The 26,649-nt window shown below is 60.1% G+C and carries 25 protein-coding genes and 4 tRNA genes; 19 read left to right on the top strand and 10 right to left on the bottom strand.

The features are described from left to right. Positions 1-111 precede the first annotated feature (111 nt). From ACIOJF_RS03110 to ACIOJF_RS03085, 6 genes are all read left to right on the top strand, one after another. Positions 112-184, top strand: a tRNA-Gly gene (locus tag ACIOJF_RS03110). Between the two features lie 54 nt (positions 185-238). Continuing rightward, positions 239-310, top strand: a tRNA-Val gene (locus ACIOJF_RS03105). A 45-nt stretch (positions 311-355) separates the two neighbouring features. Further along, a tRNA-Gly gene (locus tag ACIOJF_RS03100) sits at positions 356-431 on the top strand. A gap of 19 nt (positions 432-450) precedes the next feature. Further along, a tRNA-Gly gene (locus tag ACIOJF_RS03095) sits at positions 451-526 on the top strand. A 237-nt stretch (positions 527-763) separates the two neighbouring features. After that, positions 764-973 carry an antitoxin gene (locus ACIOJF_RS03090; RefSeq protein ID WP_133834248.1) on the top strand — a complete coding sequence of 70 codons (210 nt, stop codon included), beginning with the start codon at positions 764-766 and terminating at the stop codon, positions 971-973. A gap of 145 nt (positions 974-1,118) precedes the next feature. Further along, positions 1,119-2,306: a benzoate/H(+) symporter BenE family transporter gene (locus ACIOJF_RS03085; protein WP_402741178.1), complete on the top strand. Its 1,188-nt coding sequence runs from the start codon at positions 1,119-1,121 to the stop codon at positions 2,304-2,306. A gap of 24 nt (positions 2,307-2,330) precedes the next feature. Here ACIOJF_RS03085 and zapE read toward each other — a convergent pair whose 3' ends face one another. After that, positions 2,331-3,371, bottom strand: coding sequence for a cell division protein ZapE (gene zapE / locus ACIOJF_RS03080; RefSeq protein WP_402741177.1), 1,041 nt, complete (start codon positions 3,369-3,371; stop codon positions 2,331-2,333). A 214-nt stretch (positions 3,372-3,585) separates the two neighbouring features. On the opposite strand from zapE, the gene ACIOJF_RS03075 reads away from it, so the two are divergent. Genes ACIOJF_RS03075 through ybaK form a run of 3 tightly spaced genes read left to right on the top strand, consistent with a single transcriptional unit; the run spans position 3,586 to position 5,498 of the window. Continuing rightward, on the top strand, positions 3,586-4,500 hold the full coding sequence (locus ACIOJF_RS03075) for a sulfurtransferase (protein ID WP_105656728.1): 915 nt from the start codon (positions 3,586-3,588) through the stop codon (positions 4,498-4,500). Then, on the top strand, positions 4,497-4,937 hold the full coding sequence (locus ACIOJF_RS03070) for a SufE family protein (protein ID WP_105656729.1): 441 nt from the start codon (positions 4,497-4,499) through the stop codon (positions 4,935-4,937). The genes ACIOJF_RS03075 and ACIOJF_RS03070 overlap by 4 nt, the downstream gene beginning before the upstream one ends. 57 nt (positions 4,938-4,994) lie before the next feature. Then, positions 4,995-5,498: a Cys-tRNA(Pro) deacylase gene (ybaK, locus tag ACIOJF_RS03065; RefSeq protein ID WP_105656730.1), complete on the top strand. Its 504-nt coding sequence runs from the start codon at positions 4,995-4,997 to the stop codon at positions 5,496-5,498. A gap of 85 nt (positions 5,499-5,583) precedes the next feature. Here the strand turns inward: ybaK and ACIOJF_RS03060 are convergent, their stop codons facing one another. Then, positions 5,584-6,807 (bottom strand): alpha/beta hydrolase family protein, encoded by a 1,224-nt coding sequence (locus ACIOJF_RS03060; RefSeq protein WP_402741176.1) that lies wholly within the window; start codon positions 6,805-6,807, stop codon positions 5,584-5,586. 62 nt (positions 6,808-6,869) lie between these two features. Here ACIOJF_RS03060 and msrB point away from each other — a divergent pair, with 62 nt between their 5' ends. The 8 genes from msrB (at position 6,870) to ACIOJF_RS03020 (ending at position 16,259) form a co-directional block, all read left to right on the top strand. Continuing rightward, positions 6,870-7,313: a peptide-methionine (R)-S-oxide reductase MsrB gene (gene msrB / locus ACIOJF_RS03055; protein WP_105656732.1), complete on the top strand. Its 444-nt coding sequence runs from the start codon at positions 6,870-6,872 to the stop codon at positions 7,311-7,313. Between the two features lie 149 nt (positions 7,314-7,462). Continuing rightward, positions 7,463-8,848 carry a DUF6421 family protein gene (locus ACIOJF_RS03050; protein WP_105656733.1) on the top strand — a complete coding sequence of 462 codons (1,386 nt, stop codon included), beginning with the start codon at positions 7,463-7,465 and terminating at the stop codon, positions 8,846-8,848. Between the two features lie 22 nt (positions 8,849-8,870). Continuing rightward, positions 8,871-9,575: an SDR family oxidoreductase gene (locus tag ACIOJF_RS03045; RefSeq protein WP_286134570.1), complete on the top strand. Its 705-nt coding sequence runs from the start codon at positions 8,871-8,873 to the stop codon at positions 9,573-9,575. Positions 9,576-9,657: 82 nt separating this feature from the next. Further along, positions 9,658-10,719, top strand: coding sequence for a threonine aldolase family protein (locus ACIOJF_RS03040; protein ID WP_402741175.1), 1,062 nt, complete (start codon positions 9,658-9,660; stop codon positions 10,717-10,719). A gap of 61 nt (positions 10,720-10,780) precedes the next feature. After that, a complete protein-coding gene (locus tag ACIOJF_RS03035; RefSeq protein ID WP_388022390.1) occupies positions 10,781-11,419 on the top strand; it encodes a DUF3000 domain-containing protein in 639 nt (212 codons plus the stop codon). A gap of 46 nt (positions 11,420-11,465) precedes the next feature. Next, positions 11,466-12,716, top strand: a complete 1,251-nt coding sequence (locus tag ACIOJF_RS03030) for an HRDC domain-containing protein (protein WP_105656737.1) — start codon at positions 11,466-11,468, stop codon at positions 12,714-12,716. A 158-nt stretch (positions 12,717-12,874) separates the two neighbouring features. Continuing rightward, positions 12,875-14,125 carry an acetyl-CoA C-acyltransferase gene (locus ACIOJF_RS03025; RefSeq protein WP_181148799.1) on the top strand — a complete coding sequence of 417 codons (1,251 nt, stop codon included), beginning with the start codon at positions 12,875-12,877 and terminating at the stop codon, positions 14,123-14,125. A gap of 10 nt (positions 14,126-14,135) precedes the next feature. Further along, a complete protein-coding gene (locus tag ACIOJF_RS03020; protein ID WP_402741174.1) occupies positions 14,136-16,259 on the top strand; it encodes a 3-hydroxyacyl-CoA dehydrogenase NAD-binding domain-containing protein in 2,124 nt (707 codons plus the stop codon). 201 nt (positions 16,260-16,460) lie between these two features. On the opposite strand, the gene ACIOJF_RS03015 is transcribed toward ACIOJF_RS03020, so the two are convergent. Next, positions 16,461-16,592, bottom strand: coding sequence for a putative transporter small subunit (locus tag ACIOJF_RS03015; protein WP_219844114.1), 132 nt, complete (start codon positions 16,590-16,592; stop codon positions 16,461-16,463). Further along, a complete protein-coding gene (locus ACIOJF_RS03010; protein WP_402696006.1) occupies positions 16,592-18,283 on the bottom strand; it encodes a sodium:solute symporter family protein in 1,692 nt (563 codons plus the stop codon). The genes ACIOJF_RS03015 and ACIOJF_RS03010 overlap by 1 nt, the downstream gene beginning before the upstream one ends. Positions 18,284-19,281: 998 nt before the next feature. On the opposite strand from ACIOJF_RS03010, the gene ACIOJF_RS03005 reads away from it, so the two are divergent. Then, complete coding sequence (locus ACIOJF_RS03005) at positions 19,282-19,755, top strand: Rieske (2Fe-2S) protein (protein WP_133834257.1); 474 nt, start codon at positions 19,282-19,284, stop codon at positions 19,753-19,755. 74 nt (positions 19,756-19,829) lie between these two features. Here ACIOJF_RS03005 and ACIOJF_RS03000 read toward each other — a convergent pair whose 3' ends face one another. Next, complete coding sequence (locus ACIOJF_RS03000; protein ID WP_133834303.1) at positions 19,830-20,804, bottom strand: aldo/keto reductase; 975 nt, start codon at positions 20,802-20,804, stop codon at positions 19,830-19,832. A gap of 135 nt (positions 20,805-20,939) precedes the next feature. Here ACIOJF_RS03000 and argG point away from each other — a divergent pair, with 135 nt between their 5' ends. After that, a complete protein-coding gene (gene argG / locus ACIOJF_RS02995; protein WP_402741173.1) occupies positions 20,940-22,367 on the top strand; it encodes an argininosuccinate synthase in 1,428 nt (475 codons plus the stop codon). Between the two features lie 145 nt (positions 22,368-22,512). Here argG and ACIOJF_RS02990 read toward each other — a convergent pair whose 3' ends face one another. From ACIOJF_RS02990 to dxs, 5 genes are all read right to left on the bottom strand, one after another. Beyond that, positions 22,513-22,848 (bottom strand): hypothetical protein, encoded by a 336-nt coding sequence (locus ACIOJF_RS02990; protein ID WP_105656743.1) that lies wholly within the window; start codon positions 22,846-22,848, stop codon positions 22,513-22,515. Positions 22,849-22,869: 21 nt separating this feature from the next. Then, on the bottom strand, positions 22,870-23,361 hold the full coding sequence (locus ACIOJF_RS02985; protein ID WP_402741172.1) for a GNAT family N-acetyltransferase: 492 nt from the start codon (positions 23,359-23,361) through the stop codon (positions 22,870-22,872). Between the two features lie 6 nt (positions 23,362-23,367). Further along, entirely contained in the window at positions 23,368-23,937 is a 570-nt protein-coding gene (locus tag ACIOJF_RS02980) for a hypothetical protein (RefSeq protein ID WP_133834259.1), read from the bottom strand. 28 nt (positions 23,938-23,965) lie between these two features. After that, entirely contained in the window at positions 23,966-24,517 is a 552-nt protein-coding gene (locus ACIOJF_RS02975; protein ID WP_286134572.1) for a DUF402 domain-containing protein, read from the bottom strand. Positions 24,518-24,582: 65 nt separating this feature from the next. After that, positions 24,583-26,550 carry a 1-deoxy-D-xylulose-5-phosphate synthase gene (gene dxs / locus ACIOJF_RS02970; protein WP_402741171.1) on the bottom strand — a complete coding sequence of 656 codons (1,968 nt, stop codon included), beginning with the start codon at positions 26,548-26,550 and terminating at the stop codon, positions 24,583-24,585. Positions 26,551-26,649: the final 99 nt, after the last annotated feature.

Raw genomic sequence — 26,649 nt, 5'->3', positions numbered from 1 at the left:
TTGGCGCAGCGGTAGCGCGCTTCCCTGACACGGAAGAGGTCACTGGTTCGATCCCAGTATCGCGCACGGAATCATGGTTCACCAGACCATGGATCTAATAACTAAATATATGCGGTCATAGCTCAGCTGGTAGAGCGCAACCTTGCCAAGGTTGAGGTCGCGAGTTCGAACCTCGTTGACCGCTCTGTGAATTCATAAGGCAATTTTGAATTCTGTCGAGATTCCTTGCGAATCTTCGGCGCGATTGGCGCAGCGGTAGCGCGCTTCCCTGACACGGAAGAGGTCACTGGTTCGATCCCAGTATCGCGCACGGAATCATGGTTCACCAGACCATGGATCTACTAATTAAATATATGCGGTCATAGCTCAGCTGGTAGAGCGCAACCTTGCCAAGGTTGAGGTCGCGAGTTCGAACCTCGTTGACCGCTCCAAATAATTGAATATAGTTTTGCGGTCATAGCTCAGCTGGTAGAGCGCAACCTTGCCAAGGTTGAGGTCGCGAGTTCGAACCTCGTTGACCGCTCCAAATAAAGATGGGAATCACTTTTCGTGATTCCCATCTTTGCTTTAACCATCGTTCCAGGCGGCCACCACTTCCCTGACTAGTAAATAGCTAACCTGTGTGCAATCTGACAGCCACCAGCAAAACACCTAGGCAACTGGGGAAATGTCCCTAATGCACTTCCATGCGTTGGCCTGAGCCTTTAGGGTGGGTAGTAGTTGTGGAGCTACAGGGGTTCCCACAGACGAATGGAGGTGCAGCATGGCAGGATTTGATGATCTGCGTGGCAAGGCAGAGGAATTCGCCAAGGAGAACCCGGAGCAGGTATCCCAGGGTATCGAACAGGCTGGTGATTTTGTCGATGACAAGACCGGCGGCAAGTTCGCCGAGCAGGTAGACGGTGTCCAGCAGGGCGCTGGCGACTACCTCAATGGCCTTGGCGGAGGCGAAGGCGAGAATAACGAGGCCTAATTCCTCGACGCACTCCCCTCGGCTTGCCCGAGCATCCTGGGAAGGTACCGACCGAGGTCGGTGCCTTCCCTGCTTTAACGTCATATCAGGGGAATTAATTCATGCCGATTTTCGGCCAACCGGCGCCACCCTGTAGAAAAAGAGTATGACTCGTCACACGCCCCCGGATGGAGCTGGCCTTTTCCATTCCGTGCTTGCGGGATTGATCACCACCATGGTGGGGTTCGTAGCATCCTTCGCTGTCGTACTGGCCGGATTATTCCAAGTCGGAGCTTCTAGCGAACAGGCCGCCTCAGGCTTATTCGTCCTGTCCCTCTGCGTAGGCCTGAGCACCATTGCGCTTTCGCTGCGATACCGCCAGCCGATCAGCATTGCATGGTCCACTCCCGGTGCCGCGATGCTCGCCTCACTGGCTCCCGGAGTGTTCGGGTTCAATCAGGCAGTGGGGGCATTCATCGTCAGCGGCGCACTGATCATGTTGACCGGTCTGGTACCGTCCTTGCACCGGCTGCTCACTCGTATTCCGGTCCCAATTGCCCAAGGCATGCTCGCCGGTGTCTTGATCCCGCTGTGCCTGAAACCATTTACAGCCGTGGCCAGCATCCCGTTGCCCGCGTTGGGTATCCTCCTGGTGTTCTTCATCGGGCTCAGGATCCTTCCGAAATTCGCTGTAGCGCTGAGCATGCTGGCGGCGGTGGGGTTCGGCCTATGGCATATTGGACGCACCGCGACGTGGGATTCACTCGAAGTTCTTCCGCAGCTGCAGTGGGTCGGTCCTGAATTCTCCTGGCAGGCCATTGCCAGCATCAGCGTTCCGTTGTTCGTGGTGACGATGGCATCGCAGAATATTCCGGGCGTGGCCGTGCTCAGCTCCTTCGGGTACACAGCGCCGTGGCGCCCCACCATGCTGGCGACCGGAGTGGGGTCGGCTAGCGGCGCGTTCTTCGGCGGGCATGCCATCAACCTGGCGGCAATCACCGCGGCGCTGGCTGCCGGAGAGCAGGCCGGCCCGGACCCCCGGCTGCGTTGGCGGGCGGCGGCGAGTTCAGGCGTCTTCTACTTGGTCTTCGGTGCCTTGAGCGCGCTGATCGTATCGGTGGCCAGCGCCTCGCCCGAGGGGCTGTTCCAGGCGGCGGCGGGCTTGGCGTTGCTGGCAACACTCGCCAATGCGCTGCTCGGAGCGATGGCCGATTCCTCCTGGCGGTTGAGCGCATTGGCCACGGTCCTGGTCGCTGCCGGCAATCTCACGCTCTTCGGGATCGGCGGTGCCTTCTGGGCCTTGGTGGCAGGGCTCTTAACGCACTTCATCGTCGAGCGCAGGGCTCGACGATGAAGTGGCGGGACCGGTGTTTCCGGCTTAGAGCGCTGGTTCTCCAACTTGGCCTTCACGAGCCAAAGCGGTCAGGCGCGAGACGGCGCGGAAGTACTTTTTCTGGTAGCCGCCGGACATCATTTCCGGGGTGAACAGTTCGCTGAATGGCTTGCCTGAGGCAACGATTGGCACGTCCTTGTCGTACAGGCGGTCAGCAAGAACCACGAAACGCAGGGCGATGGCCTGATCGGTGATGGTATCCACGTTGTGCAGAACCAGCACATCAGTCTCGGAAAGCAACTGGCGGTAACGCGACGGGTGAACCTTCGAAAGCTGAGCCACCAGATCGTCGAAGTTGTCATCGGCCAAGGTCTTGTCCGGGTAGCGATCCAGGGCGAATGCCTCGATGCTCGCATCGTCCAAGGGCTCGGGGGCATCGGGCAGGCCACGGTGGCGGAAGTCTTCGCCTTCGACGCGGTGCACGTCGAACTGCTCTGACAGGGTCTTGATTTCACGCTGGAAATCCACTGCCGCGAAGCGCCCCTCGCCCAGCGCACCAGGCAGGGTGTTGGAGGTTGCAGCCAGCTTCACGCCAGCATCGGACAGCTCGCGCATCAACCGGGACATCAGCACGGTGTCCCCAGGATCATCCAGTTCGAACTCGTCGATGCAGACCAGCGAGTATTGGCTGAGCACTTCAACGGTCTGGCGGAAGGACAGCGCGCCAACCAGGTTGGTGTACTCAACGAAGGTGCCGAAGGCCTTGCGGCCCGGGGCTGCATGCCACAGGGAGGCGAGCAGGTGGGTCTTGCCCACGCCGAAGCCGCCATCGAGGTAGATGCCGTTCTTGGTTTCCTTCTTCTTGCCGAAAAGCTTGGAGAAGAACGAACCGGAGTTGTTCTTGCCCACGGTTTCTGCGAAAGCCTTGAGCTTATTGACGGCTTCGGTCTGCGAAGGCTGGTTAGGATCCGGGCGATAGGTATTGAAGGACACTTCACCAAAGCGGTAGGACGGGTGGAATCCGGCCAGCAGTTCTTCGATTGAAAGATTCGGCTTGGTCTCGCTCAGGTGGGTGATCGTCGCCATTGGCTGTGGGAGTCCTTCAGTTGATTGCTCAGGAAATGGTCGGGAAGCCGTGGCTTTCCCATCGGCCAGTTTACCTTGAACGCGGCGAATCATTGCCGAAAATGTCGTAGAGCACACTGGGTTCGCAATGGATGAGGACTAGGCTAGAAGTAATGCCCGTGCCCGCTGTTTCCAGCGTGGCAAAAACTGACACCCGCAAGGATCGTGATTAGGAATGTCGTTGTCCGTCGAATCCAACGAGAAATATGCTGCCTATGCTCACCCAGAACGACTGGTTTCCACCCAGTGGGTGGCAGACAACCTCGGAGCCGAGAATCTCGTAGTACTGGAATCGGATGAGGACATCTTGCTGTATTCCACTGGCCACGTGCCAGGCGCGCTGAAGATTGACTGGCACACGGAGCTGAATGACGAAGTCACGCGCGACTACGTCGACGGCGAAGGCTTCGCACAGCTGATGGCCGCCAAGGGCATCACCCGCGAGTCGACCGTGGTCATCTACGGGGACAAGTCCAACTGGTGGGCCGCCTACGCGCTGTGGGTCTTCACACTTTTCGGCCACGAAGATGTCCGCCTGATGGACGGCGGCCGCGACAAGTGGATCGCTGAAGGCCGCGAGCTGAGCACCGAGAAGCCGGCCGTGACCGCCACCGAATACCCGGTAATCGAGCGCGTCGACTCCGAGATCCGCGCTTTCCTTCCGGAGGTCCTGAAGCACCTGGGCAACCCGCTGATCGACGTGCGTTCGGCCGAGGAATACACCGGCGAACGTACCCACATGCCGAATTACCCGGAAGAAGGCGCCCTGCGCGGCGGGCACATCCCAACCGCCGCATCGGTGCCATGGGCCAAGGCTGCGGCCGAGGACGGCACCTTCCGCTCGCGCGGAGAATTGGAAGCCATCTACCTCGACGGCGCCGGCCTGAAGCCGGGCGACGATGTGGTGGCCTACTGCCGCATCGGTGAACGTTCGAGCCATACCTGGTTCGTGCTCAAGCACCTGCTGGGCTTCGAAACCGTGCGCAACTACGACGGTTCATGGACCGAGTGGGGCAACGCGGTTGGCGTGCCCATCGTTCGCGGCGAAGCCGCCGGCGAGATGCCTGCACAGCGCGGAGCCCGCGCATGAGCCAGCTCCCCGATGCACTGAACGAAATCGTCGAGGAGTTCACCGAGGTGCCCGAGGCCGACCGCTTGGAACTGCTGCTGGAGTACTCGCGCGAGCTGCCCGAGCTTCCAGCACGCCTGGCTGATCATCCTGAACTATTCGAGCAGGTTGTCGAATGCCAGTCGCCGCTGTTCTTGGCCGTCGAGGTCTCGGCCGAAGCGAATAACCCGGTGGGACTGTTCTTCTCCGCTCCCCCGGAGGCTCCAACCACCCGCGGCTTCGCCTCGGTGCTGGCTGCCGGCCTGGACGGCGCGGAGGCCGCAGCGATTCTCGCCGTTCCCGATGACATGCCCCAGCAGCTGGGTCTGACCCGTGCGCTGTCGCCGTTGCGCATGCGCGGCATGACCGCCATGCTCGGCCGCATTAAGCGCCAGATCTCAGAGCAGCTGCCTGCGTAGGTTTTGCCTCGAACGCAGCTAGAAGCCAATAAGCAGTAGTTAAGGATCCCCAAGCACGTGGGCAAGAAGAAGCAGGCCGCCTCCACCCCGGCGACCGCCGCGCTGGATGCGGCAGGTATCAGCTATGTAGCGCACAGCTATGCGCATAGCGACTTGGCCGAAAGCTACGGCGCCGAAGCAGCCGAGCAATTGGGTGCCAGTGGCGACCGGGTCTTCAAGACCCTGATGGTCTCCACCGGGGCCAACGCCGCCCAGGATCTGGCCGTCGCAGTGGTGCCAGTGAATGCGAAGCTGGATCTGAAGGCGATTGGCACCGCGTTGGGCAAGAAGAAGGCGCAGATGGCTGACAAGGCTGCCGCCCAGCGACGCAGCGGCTATGTCCTGGGCGGGATTTCCCCGTTCGGGCAGCGCCAGAAAACCGCTACCGTCATTGACTCCAGTGCGCAGCAGTTCGAGACGGTATTCATTTCTGGCGGGCGCCGCGGTTTCAGCCTGGAGATCGCTCCGCGAGATGCCGCGAAGGCGACCGGAGCCATTTGGGCGCCGATCGCCTCCGGCTAGACAGCGATTGGCCAAAAAAGGGCCCTGCCTGCGGGATCGAGATCTGTTGATCGTTCTCGCGGGCAGGGCCCTTTGCCGCCTTGGGCTATTGGACTTGAGGCAGCGGCATGCGCTTGCTCAAGAAGTCGGTGATCGCCCGGGCAAAACCCTGTGGATCCACATTCGGCTCACGCGTGTGCCCTGCCTTGGCAAAGGTCTTGAGCGTGACCAAATCCGGGCGCAGCGCCGCCAGTTTCAAGCTCGGGCCATTAGGGACGAACTCGTCATCACGGCTGTGCATTATCAGCGTCGGGAATTTCAATTCGTCCGCGCGGTCCACCCAATTCAACCGGCGCAGATTGACCGGGGCCGCTTGGCCGGTGACCCAGCGCCCTGCCTTATTGGACAGCAGCCACTGGCCGAACAGGCCCACCGATTGCGGGATCTTATTGGCCCGGGCCTGGTGCGAAAGCACATCTACCCAATTGATTACCGGGCCGACCAGCATGAGCGAGTCAATATGGTGGGCCAGCTTGCTCCGATCGGCGGCCTGCAGGCTGATGGCACCTCCCATGGACCAGCCCAGCAAGATGATCTGCTTCGCTCCGCGGTCCAGTGCGAATTGGATACCCGATTCCACGTCATGCCATTCGGTATCGCCCAGACCGTAGCGGCCATCCGGGGCGCTCGGAGCCAAACCGTCATTGCGGTAGCTCATCAGCAAGGTCGTAACCCCGAGTTCGCTCAAGGCAGGCAGCGCCCGAATGGTCTCATTACGTCGGGCGCCTCGGCCGTGCACGCCAATCACCCAGACATCTTCGTTCGTGGAGCCACGCACCAGCCAGGCTGGACCGTCGCCGCCATCCAGGGGCACGACTACGTCTTCTGCGTCAAAGCCCAGGTCCGCGGGGTGCTCGTAAATTGCCCCGGATAGGTTGCCGCGGCGTACTCCCTGGAGGGTGCCGTGATAGATCTTCTCGATTTTGCGCGCCACCAGGCGGGATTTGCCCGGAACGGCTTCCGGCGCGGAAAGCCGCAGCGCGCAGGAGCCGAATTCGGTGAGGAAGCTGCACGGACCAGGTTCGCTGGTATCGGCGTCCTTGTTGAAATGCAACCAGAGTTTGCCCTCGGCATCGGTGACGACCTCCCGGATGATGCTGTTGCCGGTGCGGCGTTCTTCCGGGGTCACTACACGTCGGGCGAAGTAACCGGCGAGCGCTGATACGCTGGCGGCCACCAGGGAACCAGCGCCCAGTCCCAGCCCAACCCCAATCAGGGTTGCAGGCACTGCGCTGCGGGGTTGCATGGTATCTACGATGTTCCGAGCCATGTTTTCATCTTTCCATGACCTGGCCCGGGAATCATCTAGCCTGCTCAAGCGTTTTATATTGCATGAATGATGAATCGGTAAACCAATCAGCACAGCCAGCAGACGAAGCAACCGCGCGCAGCGATGTGCAGTGGCAGCAGATCCTCTCTTCCGAGGAATTCCGCGTATTGCGCCAAGCAGGGACCGAGCGTCCATTTACCGGCGAATACTGGGATACCACTACCGAGGGCGTGTACTCCTGCCGAGCCTGCGGTTCGGAACTGTTCGCCAGCACTACGAAGTTCGATGCCGGTTGCGGCTGGCCTTCCTTCTTCGCGCCGTTGGCCGAAGATCGGGTGCGCTATATCAGCGACGAGTCCATGGGCATGAAGCGTGTTGAGGTGCGTTGCGCCAATTGCGATTCGCATATGGGCCACGTTTTCGAGGGTGAAGGTTTCCAAACCCCAACCGATCTGCGTTACTGCATGAACTCTTTGAGCTTGACCCTGCGTCCTGCTCAGGGCTAATGCCTTTGTCGGTGGCAAGGCATGGATCACTTTTAGAGCAAGAGTTGCTTATTCACTGATGACTTAGCATCACCTTTTCTGTTGTTTGAGCGTAGCGTTCAAGGTAAGCACTTGAGCGCTGCCCCAAACATGAAAAGAAGGTGTATGAAATGACTCAGATTTCCTCCAAGCCAGTACCGGCCACCGACGCAGAAGTACTGCAGATCGCAAACTCGGAAGCTTGGCTGACGCTGAAGTCTGCCGCCACCGAGTTCCAGGGCCTCCAGGGACAGGACGGTTCCTTGGCCGACAGCGCATCTGCACCACAGGCTGCCAAGCTCGTTGATTCCATCATCGAGTCGGTGCAGTCCTTGCGCGTGCACTTCGAGCACGACGCAGAGTACCTCGAACAGGTGGTCACGGACCTGCGCCAGTGGGCAGATGCAGGCTTCGGCGTTCCCGACTTCCTCGATTCGCTGATGCAGTTCCAGCCCCAGGCCCAGCGCATTGACGGCCTGCTGCATCTGGTGCTTTTCCCGATGTACACCCAGAACGGTTCAACCAACCGCCACCTCGAAGCCGTGCTGGTGCAGGTCATGTGGCCTGAGTTCATTGCCGATCTGGAGAGCAAGGACTACGCCAACGCCCTGTTCGTGCCGCTGCGCTTCATCGACTTCACCGAAGGCTACAACACCAATTCCGCGGTGCTCTTCCCGGAGTCGGTCGCCATTCGGCAGACTCCGTCATTCACTTGGGGCGCGATCTTCCAGGATCGTGAGGCTGTACGCTTCCGCAAGGTCCTGCAGGAAGCTACACGCATCACCAACCTCGAACTGCCCGATGACGCCGCAGAGCTGCTCAAGGACCAGCACCTGACCGAAGAAACCTTCATCATGTGGGACCTGATTCACGACCGCACCCACATGCGTGGCGATCTGCCATTCGACCCGTTCATGATCAAGCAGCGCATGCCGTTCTTCCTTTACTCGCTCGAAGAACTGCGTTGCGATTTGACCGCGTTCCGCGAATGCATGAAGATCGCCGCCAACCCGGCTTCGGATCAGAAGAGCGCCAAGATGGCCAAGCTGGTGCAATACGCGGTGATCTTCGACCGCATCTTCCGCTTCGCCATCACCGGCTCGCGCGTACGCAACTACGACGGTCTCGGTGGCCAGTTGCTGTTCGCATGGATGCACCAGCACCATGTACTGCACTGGACCGACACCAAGTTGAGCATCGATTGGGATCAGGTACCCGAGGTGGTTGCAGCCTTGGGGGATGCGATCGACGAACTGTATTGGAAGTCCATCGACCGTCCGAAGCTGGCTCACTGGCTTGCTGCCTACGAACTGGTTTCGGCCACCGTCACCCCGAACCCCGCGTCGGTCTGGGCCAAGGGTCCGGATGCCCTGCCGCTGACCGCACCACTACGTGAAATCACCGACCAGGTCATGGACGATGAATTCCCGCTGTCGATGTTCTACGAAGCTCTGAATAAGAAAATGGCCACCGTCATCGAATCGACCAAGGGCATGACCGGGGCAACGAAAATCTAGCCTTTCCTCTAGGCTAGAAAATGTGAGCAAAGAAAGAATCTCCTTGAACGAGACATCCAGGCTAGTGCTCCTTGCCGGTGCTACTTCCGCCTCCGGCATTGCCAGCGCCACCGCGCTGGTTGATGCCGGAGCGCGCGTGCTTGCAGTGGGAAGCAACCAAGAGCGCCTTGACGAACGCCTCCCGTTCGTTCATGCCCGCTATGAATGCGATCTGGGCGACTTCGCAGCGGTCAAGCAATTGGCGCTGCGGATTCATGAAGAGCACGGCAGCATCGATGCGCTGATCCACCTGGTAGGTGGCTGGCGTGGCGGTAAGTCGATCACCGGCCAAACCGACGAGGACTGGGATTTCTTGCACAGCAGCGTGCTGACCACCCTGCGCAACACCTCCCGCGCCTTCGTCGATGATCTGGTCGCCTCCCCCGCAGGCCGCTTGGCGATAGTCAGTGCCGAGGCAGTGCTGAATCCGACCCCGTCCAATGCCAACTACGGTGCGGTCAAGGCCGCAGCGGAACACTGGGTCAATGCCATCGCCCGCCTGTTCGCCAAGCAGGCAGAAAATGCCGCCGCGGTGAGTTGGGTCGTCAAGGCATTGAGCGACAAGTCTCCCGAAGAAACGCCTTCCGGGCAGACCCCGGTGCAGTTTCTTGCCCAGGCCGCAGTGGCTTTGCTTGGCCAGGATGCCCGCGAGCTCAACGGCACCCGGGTTGCATTGCCCAAGGCCTGATTACTGGTCGGTGCACACCTCTGGGCGCTGCACTGGCATAGCTTTCGACTTCACCCCTTGAACTACTAAGGACCTCCACAGCATGACTTTTACCCACGACGCTTCGATTCGCGGATTCGCTTCGGATAATTATTCTGGCGTGCACCCGCGCATCATGGATGCGATTGCCCGCGCCAACGGCGGCCACCAGATCTCCTACGGTGAGGACCAGTACACCGAGGAACTAGGCAACGTCGCCCGCAATGCCTTTGGCTCGAAAGCCCAGATCTTCCCGGTTTTCAACGGCACCGGCGCCAACGTCATCGCCTTGCAGTCCTTGCTTCCACGCTGGGGCGCTGTCATCTGCGCATCTTCTGCACATATCAACGTGGATGAGAACGGTGCGCCGGAGCGCATCGGCGGCTTCAAGCTGCTGCAGGTTGACACTCCCGACGGCAAACTGACTCCAGAGCTGATCGACCAGGAAGCATGGGGCTGGGGCGACGAGCACCGCGCGCAGCCGCTGGCCGTGTCGATCACCCAGGCCACCGAGCTGGGCACCCTGTACACCCCTGGGGAAATCAAGGCCATCACCGACCACGCGCACAAGCTGGGCATGAAAGTGCATCTGGATGGCTCGCGCCTGTCCAACGCCGCGGCCTCCCTGGGCGTGCCGTTGCGCGCGCTGACCACTGACGTCGGCGTGGACATTGTTTCCCTCGGCGGTACCAAGAACGGCATCCTGCTCGGTGAGGGCATTTTGACCCTGCGCAGCGAACTGGCCCAGGACCTGAAGTACCTGCGCAAGATGAACATGCAGCTGGGTTCGAAAATGCGCTTCATCTCCGCACAGCTGATCGAGCTCTACGGCACCGATCTGTGGCGCGAATTGGCAAGCCACTCCAACGCCATGGCCGCCAAGCTCTCGCAGGCAGTTGAGGAAATTGACGGAGTCCAGCTGGTCTACCCGACTCAGGCCAACGGCGTCTTCGCCCAGCTGCCTACCGAGGTCAGCGACCAGCTGCGCGAGCACTTCCGCTTCTACGACTGGGATCGCGCGGCCGGCCAAGTGCGCTGGATGTGCTCGTTCGACACCACCGAGGAAGATGTTGCAGCGTTCATTGCCAAGCTGCACGAGCTGCTCGGCGCCTACGCCGCCGCTTAGCATGAACCCGCGGTCGGCGCGCCGTACCCATGCTCGGGCACGGCGCGCTTAGACTCAAATTGTGACCAATGATCGCCCTGCTTCCGCCATTCCGAAGGCCTTTGCCACGGCCCTTGAAGAGTTGTCGCATGCCAAGGTGCGCAAGGAACTGAAATTCACCGAAATTCCGGCCCCTGGCAGGCTGGCGCCGTTCGCGCTGGCACTCAGCGGCGACGTGATGGATGTGGTTGCTCCCGGACACGGCCCCCAGGGCCAGGAGATTGGCCGCACCCCGTTCCTCCAACCATCCGAGCAGCTGGCCACCGGACGCTTCATCCTCCTCTTCGACCCCGCAGGCCAAGAACTGTGGAATGGCCAGTTCCGCATCGTCACCTACATTCGGGCCCGTCTGGATCATGAAATGGGCCAGGATTCCATGCTGGCTTCCGTCGCGTGGTCATGGCTCGAAGAAGCCCTGCGCGATCGCGACGCCGCATACCATTCCGCTGGCGGTACTGCGACTCGGGTAATTTCCGAATCCTTCGGCAATCTCGCCGGGGAACAAGACCATATCGATATCGAGCTGCGTGCTTCCTGGTCCCCGGACTCTGACCATCTGGGAACGCATCTGAGCGCGTGGGCCGATATGGTTTGCACTTTCGCCGGCCTGCCTCCCCTGCCCGAAGGCGTGCAGCAGCTGCCTCATCGCCGCCTGAGCTAGCGATTATCAATGCGATGGAGCCGAATAGTCCTAGAATGGAAGCACCATGCCGAATTCTGACTCTTCCGCTCCCGCATCATCCACCACTGCCAACGAGGCCGCCGCACCCGTTCTGACGCCACTAAGTGCGCCACGCGACGGGATCCCCGAAGTCATCGACACCGCACCTGCCTTGCGCCGTGCAGTGCGGGCGCTGGAAGCCGGCATCGGCGATCTGGCCGTGGATACCGAAAGAGCCAGCGGGTTCCGCTACGGCCAGCGCGCCTTCTTGCTGCAGATTCGCCGAGAAGGTGCGGGTACTTGGCTGATCGACCCTGAAACCCTGGACGATCTGTCCCCGCTGCGCGAGTTCGTCAACGAGCAGCCCTGGATCCTGCATGCGGCCACCCAGGATTTGCCGTGCCTGCACGAATTGGGCATGTCCCCTACCTCGCTGTTCGATACCGAGATGGCTGGCCGTCTTGCGGGATTCCCCCGCGTCTCGCTGGGTACCATGGTGGGCGAATTGCTCGAGCTGCAGTTGGCGAAAGAACATTCGGCAGTGGACTGGTCCACCCGCCCGTTGCCTGAATCATGGCTGAACTACGCCGCACTGGATGTGGAAGTTCTCGAAGAGCTGCGCCAGGCCATCACCGCGGTGCTGGAAGAGCAGGGCAAGCTGGATTTCGCCTTCCAGGAATTCGAGTACGAACGCAATCTGCCTGACCCTTCCCCGGCACAGGTGCCGTGGCGCAAATTGTCCGGCATCCATAAGCTCAAGAGCCGACGCAATCTGGCGGTAGCTCGCGAACTGTGGCTTTCCCGCGAAGCCCTGGCGCAGAGCCGCGACGTTGCCCCGGGTCGGCTCATTCCCGACCGCGCCATCATGGCCGCCGTGGATCAGCGCGCCACCAGCGTTCCAGCGCTCTTGCAGATCCCCGGGTTCCACACGCGCAATGCCAAACGCGATGCCGCACGCTGGGTCGACGCGATCAAGCGCGGCAATAGCACCAGGGACCTGCCCGACCTGCGCGCCCCCAAGCCGGACTTGCCGCACCCCCGCTCATGGGCCGAAAAGAACCCGGCCGCGGCGAACCGGCTGGACGCGGCCAAGCTGGTCGTCAATGAGGTGAGCGAGCACTGGAATATTCCCGGCGAGAATCTCTTGACCCCGAAGTACCTGCGTGAATTGTGCTGGAATGCGCCGGCTCGCATCAGCGAGGCAAGCGTAGCGGACATGCTGGAAAATCTCGGTGCCCGCCAGTGGCAGCGTGGACTTCTTGCGGACAAGCTGGCCATCGCGTTGAAGCAGGCCTAGGCGGTTTCCAAGAAGGATTCACCGCGGGTTCCCGGATTTGCGAGGTGCTGCACTTGCACTTCAAGTTACTACTGAGTAACGTATGGTTCAGGTCACAGTGATGCTGGCCACTGCCCGGTCTTCACGGGCAGCATGAACTAACCCCAAGGAGCCCGACGGTGAGTGCCAACGCTTCGACCGTGCGCAACAATGCGCGCCCTTCGCTCGACGACCGCGATGTCGTCTTCATCGACGGGGTACGCACCCCATTTGGCAAAGCCGGCGAGAAGGGGATCTACCACGGTACCCGCGCCGATGACCTTGCCGTCAAAGCCGTACGCGGCCTGCTGGAACGCAACCCGGAAGTTCCTGCCGAGAAGATCGACGAGATCTCCATTGCCGCAACTACGCAGTCCGGCGACCAGGGCTTGACCTTGGGCCGCACCGTGGGCCTGCTCTCCGGTATCCCCAAGTCCGTTCCGGGCTTCGCCATCGACCGCATGTGCGCCGGAGCGATGACCGCCGTCACCGCGACCGCCGGCGGCATCGCTTTCGGCGCCTACGATGTAGTGGTCGCCGGCGGCGTGGAGCACATGGGCAACCACCCCATGGGCGCCGGAGCGGACCCGAACCCGCGCTTCCTCTCCGAGCGCATCGTCGACCCGCAAGCATTGAACATGGGCAATACCGCGGAGAACCTGCACGACCGCTTCCCTGCGATCACCAAGGAACGCGCCGACCGCTATGCTGTCGCATCGCAGGCCAAGCTGGCCAAGGCCTACGAGAACCAGCAGATCCAGGCCGATCTGATCCCCGTGGCAGCCAAGCGGCCGGGCGAAGGCTGGGCCGTGAACTCGGTTGACGAGCCGCCACGGCCAGGCACCACCATGGAATCGCTGGCCGAACTGCGCACCCCCTTCCGCGCCCACGGACGCGTGACCGCAGGCAACGCAGCAGGCTTGAACGACGGAGCCACCGCCGCCCTGCTGGCCAGCGGCGAGGCAGTGCGCGAACTGGGCCTGGAACCGAAGATGCGCATGGTCTCCTTCGCCTTCGCCGGCGTGGACCCGGACGTGATGGGCTACGGGCCGGTGCCGGCCACCGAAAAGGCCCTGGCCAAGGCCGGCCTTGGCATCAACGACATCGGCCTGTTCGAAATCAACGAGGCTTTCGCCGTGCAAGTGCTGTCCTTCCTCGACTACTACGGAATCGACCAGGACGATGAGCGCGTGAACCGGTACGGCGGTGCCATCGCCGTGGGCCACCCGCTGGCCTCTTCCGGCGTGCGCCTGATGTCCCAGCTGGCCCGCCAGTTCTCCGAAGACCATTCGGTGCGCTATGGCATCACCACCATGTGCATCGGCTTGGGCATGGGCGGCACAGTGATCTGGGAGAACCCAAACCACGCGGACTTCGGCAGCAAGGCATAAGGAAGAGACAATGACTGCAATGAGCAAAGATTTCCAGGCTGTCGCGCAGCTGATGCACGATGAGACCGTCACCCACACCTTCGTGAAGGATGTGGCCTTGCCAAGCGGCAAGACACTGGCATTGCTGACCCTGGATAACGGCCTGGACCACAAGAAGCCGACCACCCTCGGGCCCAATGGCCTGCTGGAACTGCGCGCCGCGCTGGAAGTCCAAGCAGAACGCGCCAAGAATGGCGAGATCGATGCCCTGGCGATCACCGGCAAGCCGTACTTCCTGATTGCCGGTGCCGACCTGTCGGCCGTCACCCGCCTGAGCGCACCGGATCAAGCAACCGCCATGGCTTCGCTGGGCCACTACACCTATGAGCTGCTTGCCGATTTGGGCGTTCCGACCTTCGCTTTCATCAACGGCCTGGCGCTCGGCGGCGGCTTGGAAATCGCGCTGGCTTGCAACTACCGCACGGTCAGCACCGCCGCGGGCGCTTTGGGCCTGCCAGAAGGTTTCCTCGGCCTGATTCCGGGTTGGGCCGGCGTATACCGCCTGCCCCGCCTAGTCGGCCCCGAGAACGCGCTGAAGGTCATGATCGAGAACCCGCTGAACAGCAACCGCACCCTCTCCGGTCCGGCAGCTGCCAAGATGGGGGTGGCCGACGCCCTGTTCGAACCAGCTGACTTCATCGAGCACTCCATTGCCTTCGCTGACGGTGTCATCTCCGGAACCACAGAGGTCAAGCGCCCCAATGCGGTCGATCCAACCGATCCCGAGGTTGCTCGCCGCTGGCTGGATGCGGCCGACGCTGCCGAAAAGTTCGTCGATGCGAAGCTGTCCGGCGCGGCCCCGGCACCGTACAAGGTGCTTGAGGTCTTCCGCAAGGGCCTGGCCATCTCGCAGCAGGAATCAGCAGTCCTTGAAGTCGAAGCGCTGACTGGCCTGATGAGCACCCCGCAGTTCCAGAACACCGTGTACGCCTTCCTGGACCTGGTCCAGAAGCGCGGCAAGCGCCCCGCCGGCGCACCGGATCCAAAGCTCGCGCGCCCCATCACCAAAGTGGGTGTCGTTGGCGCAGGGTTGATGGCTGGCCAGCTGGCCCTGCTGTTCGCCCGCCGCCTGAACGTTCCGGTGGTTATCACCGATCTGGATCAATCGCGCGTGGACAAGGGCCTTGCCTACATCCATGGCGAGATCGACAAGCTGCACGCCAAGGGCCGCATGAGCCAGGATGCGGTCAACCGCACCAAGGCTCTGGTTACCGGATCGGTCACCAAGAAGGCGTTCGCGGATGCCGACTTCGTCATCGAGGCCGTCTTCGAAGAGCTGAATGTGAAGAAGCAGGTTTTCGCAGAGGTTGAAGCCGTGGTCTCCCCCGAGTGCATTCTGGCCACCAACACTTCCTCGCTCTCTGTCACCGAGATGGGCCGCGACTTGTCGCATCCAGAGCGCCTGGTCGGTTTCCACTTCTTCAACCCGGTAGCCGTGATGCCGCTGCTGGAAATTGCTGCTACGGAGTGGACCAACGATTCCTCGCTGTCCACTGCATTCGTGCTGGGCAAGAAGCTGAAGAAGACCACGGTGAAAACCAAGGATTCTGCCGCATTCGTGGTCAACCGCGTACTGCTTCGCCTGATGAGTGAAGTCCAGGCCGCTTTCGACGAGGGCACCGACGCGAAGACAGCTGACTCGGCACTGACCCCCATGGGCCTGCCAATGAGCCCGTTGACCTTGTTGGCGATGGTAGGTCTGCCGGTCGCGCAGCATGTCAACGAGTCGCTGAACGCCGCTTTCGGCGAACGATTTGCCGTCTCGGAGAATCTGCAGAAACTGATCGATGCCAAGATCACTGCCCTCTGGGTCAAGGATGAGGCAGGCAACCAGGTGCTGAATCCCGAGGCTGAAAAGCTGATGGCCTTCGGCGATCAGCACTCGAGCAAGGAACAGATCCTGGCTCGTGTTCAAGATGCTCTGGCCGAGGAAATCGGGCTGCTGCTGGATGAGGGCGTCGTTGCCGAAGCAGCCGACGTCGATCTATGCATGATCACCGGTGCCGGCTGGCCAATGCACCTCGGTGGCATCACCCCGTACCTGGACCAGGTTGGCGCCTCCGAACGTGTCAACGGGAAGAGGTTCAACGGCTAGTACCTTCCGGGCCGTTCTTGGTTCCGGTGCTTCTCCCTGAGTGCTGGACCCATGCGAGATGCCGGGACCGCTTCCCTCATGAGGAAAGCTGGTCCCGGCTTCTTGCTGCCCCGTTAAGATGCAGGAACCCCGTACAGCTGGTAAATGCTGCTGTACGGGGTTCCTGCGCTCCATGGAGCTGGGCTTCGCATGCCCAGTTACTTAGATGATGTCTTCACCATTGCGACGGGCTTCCAGCCATTCCTGGATAAATCCCCTGCTGATGAAGAACAGTACTCCGGCCACTATAACTGGCCATACCAGTACGTACAGGCTCAGGAAAAACGTCGTCATTATTTGCCTCCCAGGCTCTTTGCGTCGTGTCCGGCTTCTGCAGCCCCGGTCTTTGCAGGTACTGCGTCGAAGTCACCGGTGCGTACTGCGATGACATCGAAGTCGAATTCCATCTTGGATCTGAATGACATGAGGTAGCAGACGATGGTACTTACCGAGTAGGCAACCAGCGAGGCGCTCAAGGTCGTGTAGTCGCGCAAGAATCCGAAGACGAATGGTGCGCTGGCCAGCATCGCGACGACCCCAACAATTTTGGCGACGCGCAGACCGAAGAACCCGAAGCTCATCAATGCCAAGACCACGCCAATGCCAATCACCGACAGCAACTCGATCAGCAAGCCGGTGACGCCATTGATAGGGATCAGCTCGAAGCGAACCGGGATGAAGATCGCCAGAGCAACCAGTACTGAAACGGTGAAAGCCTTGTTCGTGACCTTCTTCCAGTAGAAGCTGGCCAAAACCGGGAAGACCAGCGCGCCCCAAAGAGCTCCTACGAAGACCAGCAGGTCCAGGATGTTCAGTTGCATGCTCGCGAAAGCGACTGCCAACGCGGTGGCAACGACCATGGTCGCACGGCCAATGAGAAGCATCTTCTTCGGATCAGCCTTGTCCTTGCCTGCGACGTTCTGTCCGTACACGTCGGCCATCATGATCGAGGACAAAGCTGCCAAGTCCGAGTCAGCAGTTGACGACAGTGCACCAATGATCATGATGAAGAACAGCGCCAGCAGTACACCTGGCAGGTAGCTGGCTGCCATCTCAGGGATGAGGTTGTTCATGTCGCCACCGGATGGCTCGAACCCAATGTACAGGGCGAGCACGCCGAGCATGCCCACGCCAATGACCATCGCGCCGTAGCCGATGGTTGCAGTGATGAAAGTTGGCTTGATCAGGTCCTCGCGTACTGCGAAGAGACGCTGGGCAATGGTCTGGTTGCCAATTGCGTAGGCCAGAACAGCGGCAATGTATGGTGCGCCCTGGCCCAAGAATGCTTCAGAAGAGAAGAAATTGGACTGCTGCGGGGTCAAGTTGCTCGCACCGGTTTCGAATGCGGCCGGGAACCCTGAGGCAAAGAAGATTACTGGGACAATAATTGCTACAGCGCCGAGCATGGCAACGACCTGGACAAAGTCGGTCAATACCGAGGCACGGAATCCGGACCACAGCGTGTAGAGCAGAACGCCGCCGGCAACGGCCAGCACGCCTTGGATGAAGTTGAAGGGCGAAAGCATCGAAATCAATACGCCACCGGCAATGAAGTTGGACATCAAGGAGATGACCGAACCAACGATATTCGACCCGGCGAGCATCAGCTGGCTGGAGCGCCCATGGCGTGCGTGCATGACCTCTGCGAGCGTGTGCGCGCGTGGCGCGACCTTGCGGATCCGCTTGCCGAATGGGTAGATGAACAGAATCATCAACGCACCCCAGAGCCCATAGTGGATCGGGCCGGAGATTCCGTAGGTGTACCCGGACGTGGCCGAGGCATACATCGATGAGGCCCAGATCCAGGTAGCGGTCATGCTTGCAGCGGAAATGCCGAATCCAATTTTATTTCCCGCCGTCATGTAGTCGTCGGCGTTTTCTTTCTTCTTCCCGATTCGGGTGGAAATATAGAAGGTTCCTCCATAGAAGAACACCAATAGCAAGACAACAGTTAGGGCGCTGAACTGCACTATTTCGTTATTCACGCGCCACCTCCCTCTAATAGACAGTGATGAGATTCGCGCCGGGAGCTAAATGCTCAACCGGCGACTTATCCTGCACGTCTTCCTGCGAGATGTCATCGCAAGGGGTAAATTTCAGCTGACGCGCACAAGCCCCTGGGCCCATGAACCACTTCCCAACACTCAAGTTTCGTTCGTTTCTCATTCGTATCGTTCATCCCTAGTCACGGGGAGCACCAGCTCGTGGATTCGCTCCAGAACCTGGCGCTTTTGGCTTCACAAAGTGAATCCGGACCCATGGTTTGCCTGCATCGCACTTGCGGCTATCCATATTGGCGCGCAATGGCGCTTCGGGTCAGTTCAGGCGCGGTACTCGCGTTGGCGAATACCGCCGGTTTTCCATCGGAGGGCTGCTACCCGGAACTCAACACGCGATTACTGCGCGGAGTAACTCAGTCGGCGATAAAACGCAGGACAGGAAAACAGCGAAAGCTCTCTCCGAAATTAGTAGCTTCAACTAACTATACAAATATTAGCATGAATGCAAAGATATTCGAATCTTCCGCCGCAAGGCAGCGGGGCACCCCACTCACCGACCAGCCGGCAGGGGCGCGATGTTGAATCTGCCGATCGTCTGTATCAATTACGGGACGACCTTGCGGATGTGTGTAACGGTGCGCACATAAGTGCGGAAAGCCGAAATAAAAAACATCTAGTTCTGGCCGTTCTATTCCCCACTGGGAGACGGGCGGGCATGCCCCAATTACACCACCCGAAATGCCCCACCTGGATTACCAACCTCTCCAAAGTGCGGGATTCAGAGCCATGCCGAGGGAGCACCCGGCGCTATGGATACTCTCGGGACTTCGAAAACACTGCATAAATATTCATAGTATTCGATACCGCCTGGCGAACGCATGCAGACCGCTCCCCCGCCGATCAAACTCACCGCATGCCGCATCCTCCTGACGCGGACGCTTTGCTCTTAGCGCCGGCACAGAGATCTCTGCCAGAATGGGTGCATGACTGACATCGCCCGACCAGCCCGTCGTACGTTCATGTGCGCCTCGGCAGCACTTGGTTCCGCCGCACTGCTCACCGCCTGCGGTGATGGACATTCTGAAGCCGACACCCCCGAGGCATTGCCGATCCCTGAACCAACCGGAGAAGGACAGGCGCTCATGAAGGCCAAGGACCTTGCCATCGGATCGCGTGCACTCGCTCCAGCCAAGGATCCTTCCGGAAAAGAAGTAGGCGTTTTGCTCTTCCGCAAGGATGAGAAGACAGTTTTGGCCTACTCGAACGTCTGCACCCACCAGGGTTGTGCCGTGAGCCCGAAGTCCAGCAAGGAAGATTTCTACTGCGCCTGCCATGGCTCACGATTCGCACCCGCTGACGGTACCGTGGACGAAGGTCCAGCTATCGCGGCTCTGCCACGCTACGCGGCGGCAATTGAAGGTGACGACATCGTCGCCTATATCACCGCCGCAGAGTAGTTTCCCAGCTCTTTTAAAGCACGAAAGGCTGAACCCGGATGGGTTCAGCCTTTCGTGCTTTCTAATTGGTTCGTTTAGAACAATGCAACCTTCTGCGGGGTCGGGAAGAGCTCATCCATCTGGACCCGTTCCGCAGCGCTCGGAACCCAACGCACCGCTGCAGCGTTGGCTCGAATCTGCTCGGGACGGGTGGCACCGGCAATCACTGAGGCCACCGGCGACTGCGCTGCCAGCCACGAAAACGCCAATTCGATTGGCGTCAGATCCCGTTCGGCGGCAAACGCATCGAATTGATCCAACTGCTCGAAATCGCTGGTTTCCACGAGATGCTGACGAGCGTGAGTCAGGCGACTGCCTTCTGGGGCATGCCCCTTGGAGTATTTCCCGGTCAGCAGGCCGTTTGCCAGCGGGAAGTAGGGCAAGACGCCCAGATCGAATTCACGAGCCGCTGGAAGCACTTCCAGTTCTGCACGGCGGTCAATCAGGTTGTAGTGATTCTGTGCCGAGACGAATCGCTCGGTTCCCAATTCACGGGCCACGTACTCCGCCTGGGCGATTTGCCAGCCGGCCCGGTTGGAATGACCGATGTAGCGAACCTTGCCGCTGGTGACTAGCTCATCCATGGCCCGCAAGGTTTCTTCGATGGGAGTGTTCGCATCTGGGGTATGGAACTGATACAGGTCGATGTAGTCGGTACCGAGCCGCTTGAGCGACGCTTCGACGGCTTTGACGATATAACGGCGCGAACCACGTGCATTGAAGTCCGGACCATTTGCGCCCTGCATATCCATGCCGAATTTAGTGGCCAGCACGATGTCATTGCGTGCTTGCCCTAGCGCTTTGCCCAGACGGATTTCGGAAAGCCCTGGTTCCTTTCCATAGACATCCGCGACATCGAAGAGCGTAATACCCGCATCAAGCGCCGCATGGATAACCGCGTCGGTTCCTTCTTGGGATTCGGTCGCAGTACCTGCGCGGCCAAGATTGTTGCAGCCTAGCCCGACGACGGAAACACTCAGGCCGCTGCGGCCTAGCTGACGGAATTCCATGGACACCTCATCTGTTGGTTTGTTCATCCGCTTCACTGAGCGACGTTATACCCATAGGCTATCCGGTAGGTAGTTGTGCTCAACATTTCACAGCACAATTCACTGCATTGCATATTTATCCATTAGGATGGAAACATGTCTAAAGTTCTTACCAATCTCCCTGTAGGCGAGCGCGTAGGTATCGCGTTCTCCGGTGGCCTCGACACCTCGGTGGCAGTAGCCTGGATGCGCGACAAGGGCGCCATCCCTTACACCTACACTGGCGACCTCGGCCAGTACGACGAGCCAGATATCGACGCTGTACCTGGCCGTGCACTGGAGTACGGTGCAGAGAACTCCCGCCTGGTTGATTGCAAGCCTGCTCTGGTTGAAGAAGGCTTCGCAGCACTCGCCTGCGGCGCTTTCCACATCCGCACTGGCGGCAAGACCTACTTCAACACCACCCCGCTGGGCCGCGCCGTCACCGGCACCCTGCTGGTCCGCGCAATGCGCGAAGATGGCGTGGATGTCTGGGGCGACGGTTCGACCTACAAGGGCAACGACATCGAGCGCTTCTACCGCTACGGCTTGATGGCCAACCCTAAGCTGCGCATCTACAAGCCATGGCTCGACCCCAACTTCGTTGCAGAGCTTGGTGGCCGCCAGGAAATGTCCGAATGGCTGCAGGAGCACGGTTTCCCTTACCGCGATTCGGCCGAAAAGGCCTACTCAACCGATGCCAACATCTGGGGCGCAACCCACGAGGCGAAGACCCTGGAACTGCTGAACAGCTCCATCGAGTCTGTTGAGCCGATCATGGGCGTGAAGTACTGGGACGCGAACGTAGAGATCAAGACCGAAGATGTCTCGGTTTCCTTCGTCGCTGGCCGCCCGGTAGCCATCAATGGCAAGGACTTCACCGATCCGGTGGCTCTGGTCAACGAAGCTAATATCATCGGCGGACGCCATGGTCTGGGCATGAGCGACCAGATCGAGAACCGCATCATCGAGGCCAAGTCCCGTGGCATCTACGAAGCACCAGCAATGGCGCTGCTGTACATCGCCTACGAACGCCTGGTCAACGCGATCCACAACGAAGACACCGTAGCCAGCTACCACAACGAAGGCCGCCGCCTGGGCCGCCTGATGTACGAAGGCCGCTGGCTGGACCCGCAGGCCCTGATGCTGCGCGAATCGCTGCAGCGCTGGGTTGGCTCGGCCATCACCGGCACCGTCACCATCCGCCTGCGCCGTGGCGACGACTACACGATCGTGAACACCGAGGGCGAGAACCTGAGCTACCACCCGGACAAGCTTTCGATGGAGCGCGTCGGCGACGCCGCTTTCGGCCCAGTGGACCGCATCGGCCAGCTGACCATGCGCAACCTGGATATCGCGGACTCCCGCGGCCGCCTGGAGCAGTACGCCAACATGGGCCTGGTCGGCGGCACCACCGCTGAACTCGTCGGCTCGCTGGAAGCTGGCGGAGCTGATGACATCGTGAACGCAACCCAGGTTGATAGCGATGACCTGGCGACCGACCGCGCTATCGAGTCTGCTGCATTCGACGCAGGCACCGACTAGACGCCAAGGCACAGCTAGAGGATCGGCCAAGTTCTCCCTTCACGGGGAGAACCTGGCCGATCTTTTATTCTGCCCGGAAACCGGTCAGCGCAAAAAAATAGTCCCAGACGTGTGAACGTCCGGGACTAGCCTGGGTTGCAGGCTGTCAGCCCTCGATCAAGGACAGCAGCGGGCTCACCGCGATGGTGAAACCAATCAAGGAAATCAGTCGAAGTACCATGCGGACACGTGCTCCCTGCTTGGTATTCGGTTCTGGCAGGCGGAAGCCCTGTTCAACGATCCACACCAATATGGCAATGACAACTCCGGTCAAGGCAACCTGCGCTGGGGCGAGGCCAGAAAGCAGGGACACCACTCCAATGCCGATGATGACACCGACGCAAGCCTGGAAAACCAGGTGCAACGGCGTGCGGGTTGCTCCCATCCGCGGGACTTTACGCTGGGCACCGGGGGTCTCGTCCCGGTCTTCTTGTGGAATCATTTCTCCTTGTTTCCTGCTCGTTTAAACCTGTGCTTTCGCGGGGCCGCGCGAAGACACCACTTCCTTGGACAACAGCAGGCCACTGCCGCCGTTAAAAACCACAGTACCGAACCGTGGAGCCCGGGCTACTTCTTCGAATCCCAGGGCACGATGAAGCGCCAAAGACGCAGTATTCTGCGCGTTGACCACGCACCATGCGGTCGAAGCGCGCTGCGCAATCCATGACAGCCTGGCCTCGGTTAGGCTTCGTGCCACGCCCCGTTGCCGGTATCCGCAGGCAACCTCGATCCCGGCAAGGTAATAGCCAGCTGGCGCCAACGGATCAGCAGGCTCCCACCAATGGGCTCGAGCCCAGCCAAGCAGCTCTCCGGCCGGGTTCTTGACGACTACCTGGCATTCACCAGCGCACCAATTTCCAGGTTCAGCCTGACGCCCCAAACTCTCCGACAGCCGACGGATGGCCGGGTGGTCCGCTGCCTGCATTGGCTGCGTCGCAACTATGGGGCTTATCATTCGTGATCAGTCGATGGACATCGGCTTTGGTGGCATCGGGTGCGCCATCTTCAGCTTGTTCAATTCCGCATAGGGCGCAACACCGATACTCATCTTGGTGAAGTCCAGCTTGGCTTCGCGGATGCACGTCTTGATCGCAGCGACTGCAAGCTTTGGAGCTGGTGATAGGACTCGGATGTTCAGCTTTCGGTTACCGAAATCGCTGGACTCCACCGTGCCAAGTCCGCGCCATGCCAAGTGGCCGGTCAGCGCTTCCTTGGCCTTCTTGTCCAGGTACTGGTCGCGCTCGGTGCCATTTGCGGATTTCAGCGCGTACTGCACGATAACCCACGACTGATCTTCTTCCTTGATCTCTGCATAGCCTTCGGCAGCACAGGCTTCAGCGAAACCAGCGAACAATTCGTCGGCGCGGTCGGTGTTTACGTCCTGGACTTCATTGGTCTTGGACATATGTCCCACGGTGCCGTGATTGATCACGAACTGACCCAATTCATCGTCCTCGAACTGCTGGAACCATGCTTCGCGGAATTCCAGTTCGTTCTTTTCGTTCATCCGGTAGGTGCGAATGATCGCCATGTGATTACCCCTTGGGTCTACGGTGTGCTTAGTTATCTAAATTTTTGGAGGCTTCGGCAAGCTGTGCGGCTAGGCGCTCAGCCTTGGATTGCCAGGTGGCGCGGTGTTCGGCATTGAACGGTGCATCGTTGTTGATCACGGTGCCGAGCAACAGTCCAGCTTCTCTTCCAATACTACGAACTAGGGAAGCTGGATAGTTCATGCCTATTTCATGTTCGGCGAATTCATCTTCATCATCAAGGAACACGCCTTGGCTACGTGAACGAATCACGTCCAAATCCATGTCAATGGAGTTGACTTCCCAAGCGCCACGCTTCATCCGTCGCCATCCGATGTTGCTGGACAGGTCGATGTAGACATCAAAATCTTCCAGTGCATCCGCATAGAGGGTGGCAATCCACTGGCCCGAGTGAGGAATCAGGCAGAGCGCATTACTCGCTGCCAAGTGTGCGGTGCCCGGACGGGCTACCAGTGCGCCGGCCGGCTGGTGAAGCCAATGTCCGTATTTGTCCTGTCCGAGATAAAATCCGGGCACCACCCAGTGCGGGCTGGAATCATACTTCCAGGCGCGCGCTACCACCAAGGAACCCTCGGCGATAGTTTCTGGGCTACGGGGCAGGTCTACCGGGCAGCCGGACGGTGAGCTCACAGCTTCGGAATCTGACCGGTAGGCAGGTCTTGTCCAGGGAGGGGCCGGGCGAATGGAACCTTGGTTCCCAGAACCTGCGCCAGGGTATCGCGGGCTACCTGCTGTGCATTCAGTCCAACGCGGTCCAAGACCTCAGCACGAGTTCCGTGCGCCAAGAATTCGGTAGGCAAACCTACTTCGTTCAGAGCCGTATCGACACCCGCTGCACGCATTTCGGTGCGCAAGCGCGAACCCACACCGCCGGCTCGGACGCCATCTTCGATGCAGACCACAATGCGGTGACGGGCTGCCAGTGAAATCACCGAGGTTGGCATTGGTAGAACCCAACGAGGATCCACCACGGTCACCGATACGCCCTGGCTGTTCAGTCGTTCTGCGACATCCAGCGAAAGCTCGCTCATGGCGCCCACGGAAACGATGAGAACATCCGGTGCGGAACGGTCCCCCAAGCGTGCCAGAACATCCACGCCATCTGGCAGGCGGTCCACAGCTTCGATGGGTTCACCCACCGAGCCCTTGGAGAATCGCACGACACTTGGCGCATCATTGATGTCAAGGGCTTCACGCAGTTCCTCCCGCAGGCGGTCGGCATCGCGCGGCGCAGCCAGATGCAGGTTAGGCACGATCTGGGTCAGCGCCATATCCCACATGCCGTGGTGGCTGGCGCCGTCCGGGCCGGTGACTCCAGCGCGGTCCAGCACGATGGTGACACCTGCCTTATGCAGGGCCACGTCCATCAGCAATTGGTCAAAGGCACGGTTGAGGAAGGTCGCGTAGACGCAGACCACCGGGTGCAGTCCGCCAAAGGCAAGGCCGGCGGCAGTAGTCATGGCGTGCTGTTCGGCGATGCCCACGTCAATGACGCGTTCAGGGTGTTCCTGGGACATTTTCTTCAGGCCCACTGGCTGCAGCATGGCACCGGTGATCGCCACAATGTCCTCGCGCTCGTTGGCCACCGCCGCGATCTCTTCGCCGAAGACGCTGGTCCAGCTCTGCGCGCTGGACTTGGAAACCGGCAGACCGGTGATTGGGTCGATAACGCCAACGGCGTGGAACTGGTCAGCTTCATCGGCGCGGGCCGGAGCGTAGCCGTGGCCCTTCTCAGTCAGGGCATGCACGAGCACTGGGCCCGCGTACTGCTTGGCCTGCTGCAGCGCTTCTTCTACTGCGCGCTGGTTGTGGCCATCGATCGGGCCGATGTACTTCAGGCCCAGGTCCTCGAACAGGCCTTGCGGTGCCCACCAGTCCTTGATGCCCTTCTTGGTGGCGTGAAGGGACTTGTAAGTGAAATCGCCTACTGGCCCGGATCCCTTGAGCTTGACCTTGAGCTTGTCCATGGCGTTCTCGTAGGCCGGGTGGGTACGGAACTTGTCCAGCTGCTGGCGCAGTCCCGAAAGCTGGTTGGCCAGGCCGCCGATGGTCGGGGCGTAGGAGCGGCCGTTGTCGTTGACCACGATGACTGCTTTGCGGTCCTTGTCGGCAGCGATGTTGTTGACTGCTTCCCAGGCCATGCCGCCGGTCAAGGCGCCATCGCCCACCAGGGCTACGGCGTAGCGGTCATTGTTATTCATCAGCTTGTTGGCGCGGGAAATTCCATCAACCCACGACAGCGAGGAGGAAGCATGGGAGGACTCAACCACATCGTGTTCTGATTCACCGCGGTCAGGGTAGCCCGACAGGCCTCCTTGTTGGCGCAAGGTCTCGAAATTCTGGCGTCCGGTAACCAGCTTGTGCACATACGACTGGTGTCCCGTATCGAAGACGATGGAGTCAGTTGGGGAATCGAAGACACGATGGATGCCCAAGGTCAGCTCGATAACACCGAGATTGGGACCCAAATGGCCGCCAGTACGAGCAACATTGTCGATGAGGAAGCCGCGGATTTCCTCCGCCAAGTCGTCGAGCTGCTCGAGGGTAAGCGCCCGCAGGTCACTTGGTTTCTTGATGGTCTTCAATAAAGACACGTTCATCCCCTTCACAAATTCGCCGACAATAGGCTGGAAAGCCCATGCGAAATACCTAGTTTACCGCGTTCAAGGCTTCTTTCATTATCCGTCAACGTC

The sequence above is a fragment of the Glutamicibacter sp. NPDC087831 genome (assembly GCF_044742845.1).
Classification (GTDB): Bacteria; Actinomycetota; Actinomycetes; order Actinomycetales; family Micrococcaceae; genus Glutamicibacter.
The sequence above is the reverse complement of the archived record's forward strand: the minus strand, read 5'-3'. Positions and strand labels throughout refer to the sequence as shown.

Excerpts from the sequence above, each read along its gene's own strand:
- ACIOJF_RS03075 (WP_105656728.1), top strand. The coding sequence starts at position 3,586 with ATGTCGTTGTCCGTCGAATCCAACGAGAAATATGCTGCCTATGCTCAC.
- ACIOJF_RS03020 (WP_402741174.1), top strand. The coding sequence starts at position 14,136 with ATGACTGCAATGAGCAAAGATTTCCAGGCTGTCGCGCAGCTGATGCAC.
- ACIOJF_RS02990 (WP_105656743.1), bottom strand. The coding sequence starts at position 22,848 with ATGATTCCACAAGAAGACCGGGACGAGACCCCCGGTGCCCAGCGTAAA.
- ACIOJF_RS03005 (WP_133834257.1), top strand. The coding sequence starts at position 19,282 with ATGACTGACATCGCCCGACCAGCCCGTCGTACGTTCATGTGCGCCTCG.
- ACIOJF_RS03085 (WP_402741178.1), top strand. The coding sequence starts at position 1,119 with ATGACTCGTCACACGCCCCCGGATGGAGCTGGCCTTTTCCATTCCGTG.
- ACIOJF_RS02985 (WP_402741172.1), bottom strand. The coding sequence starts at position 23,361 with ATGATAAGCCCCATAGTTGCGACGCAGCCAATGCAGGCAGCGGACCAC.
- ACIOJF_RS03040 (WP_402741175.1), top strand. The coding sequence starts at position 9,658 with ATGACTTTTACCCACGACGCTTCGATTCGCGGATTCGCTTCGGATAAT.
- ACIOJF_RS02980 (WP_133834259.1), bottom strand. The coding sequence starts at position 23,937 with ATGGCGATCATTCGCACCTACCGGATGAACGAAAAGAACGAACTGGAA.
- ACIOJF_RS03015 (WP_219844114.1), bottom strand. The coding sequence starts at position 16,592 with ATGACGACGTTTTTCCTGAGCCTGTACGTACTGGTATGGCCAGTTATA.
- zapE (WP_402741177.1), bottom strand. The coding sequence starts at position 3,371 with ATGGCGACGATCACCCACCTGAGCGAGACCAAGCCGAATCTTTCAATC.
- ACIOJF_RS03090 (WP_133834248.1), top strand. The coding sequence starts at position 764 with ATGGCAGGATTTGATGATCTGCGTGGCAAGGCAGAGGAATTCGCCAAG.
- msrB (WP_105656732.1), top strand. The coding sequence starts at position 6,870 with ATGAATGATGAATCGGTAAACCAATCAGCACAGCCAGCAGACGAAGCA.
- ACIOJF_RS03060 (WP_402741176.1), bottom strand. The coding sequence starts at position 6,807 with ATGGCTCGGAACATCGTAGATACCATGCAACCCCGCAGCGCAGTGCCT.
- ACIOJF_RS03070 (WP_105656729.1), top strand. The coding sequence starts at position 4,497 with ATGAGCCAGCTCCCCGATGCACTGAACGAAATCGTCGAGGAGTTCACC.
- ACIOJF_RS03030 (WP_105656737.1), top strand. The coding sequence starts at position 11,466 with ATGCCGAATTCTGACTCTTCCGCTCCCGCATCATCCACCACTGCCAAC.
- argG (WP_402741173.1), top strand. The coding sequence starts at position 20,940 with ATGTCTAAAGTTCTTACCAATCTCCCTGTAGGCGAGCGCGTAGGTATC.
- ACIOJF_RS03000 (WP_133834303.1), bottom strand. The coding sequence starts at position 20,804 with ATGGAATTCCGTCAGCTAGGCCGCAGCGGCCTGAGTGTTTCCGTCGTC.
- ACIOJF_RS03050 (WP_105656733.1), top strand. The coding sequence starts at position 7,463 with ATGACTCAGATTTCCTCCAAGCCAGTACCGGCCACCGACGCAGAAGTA.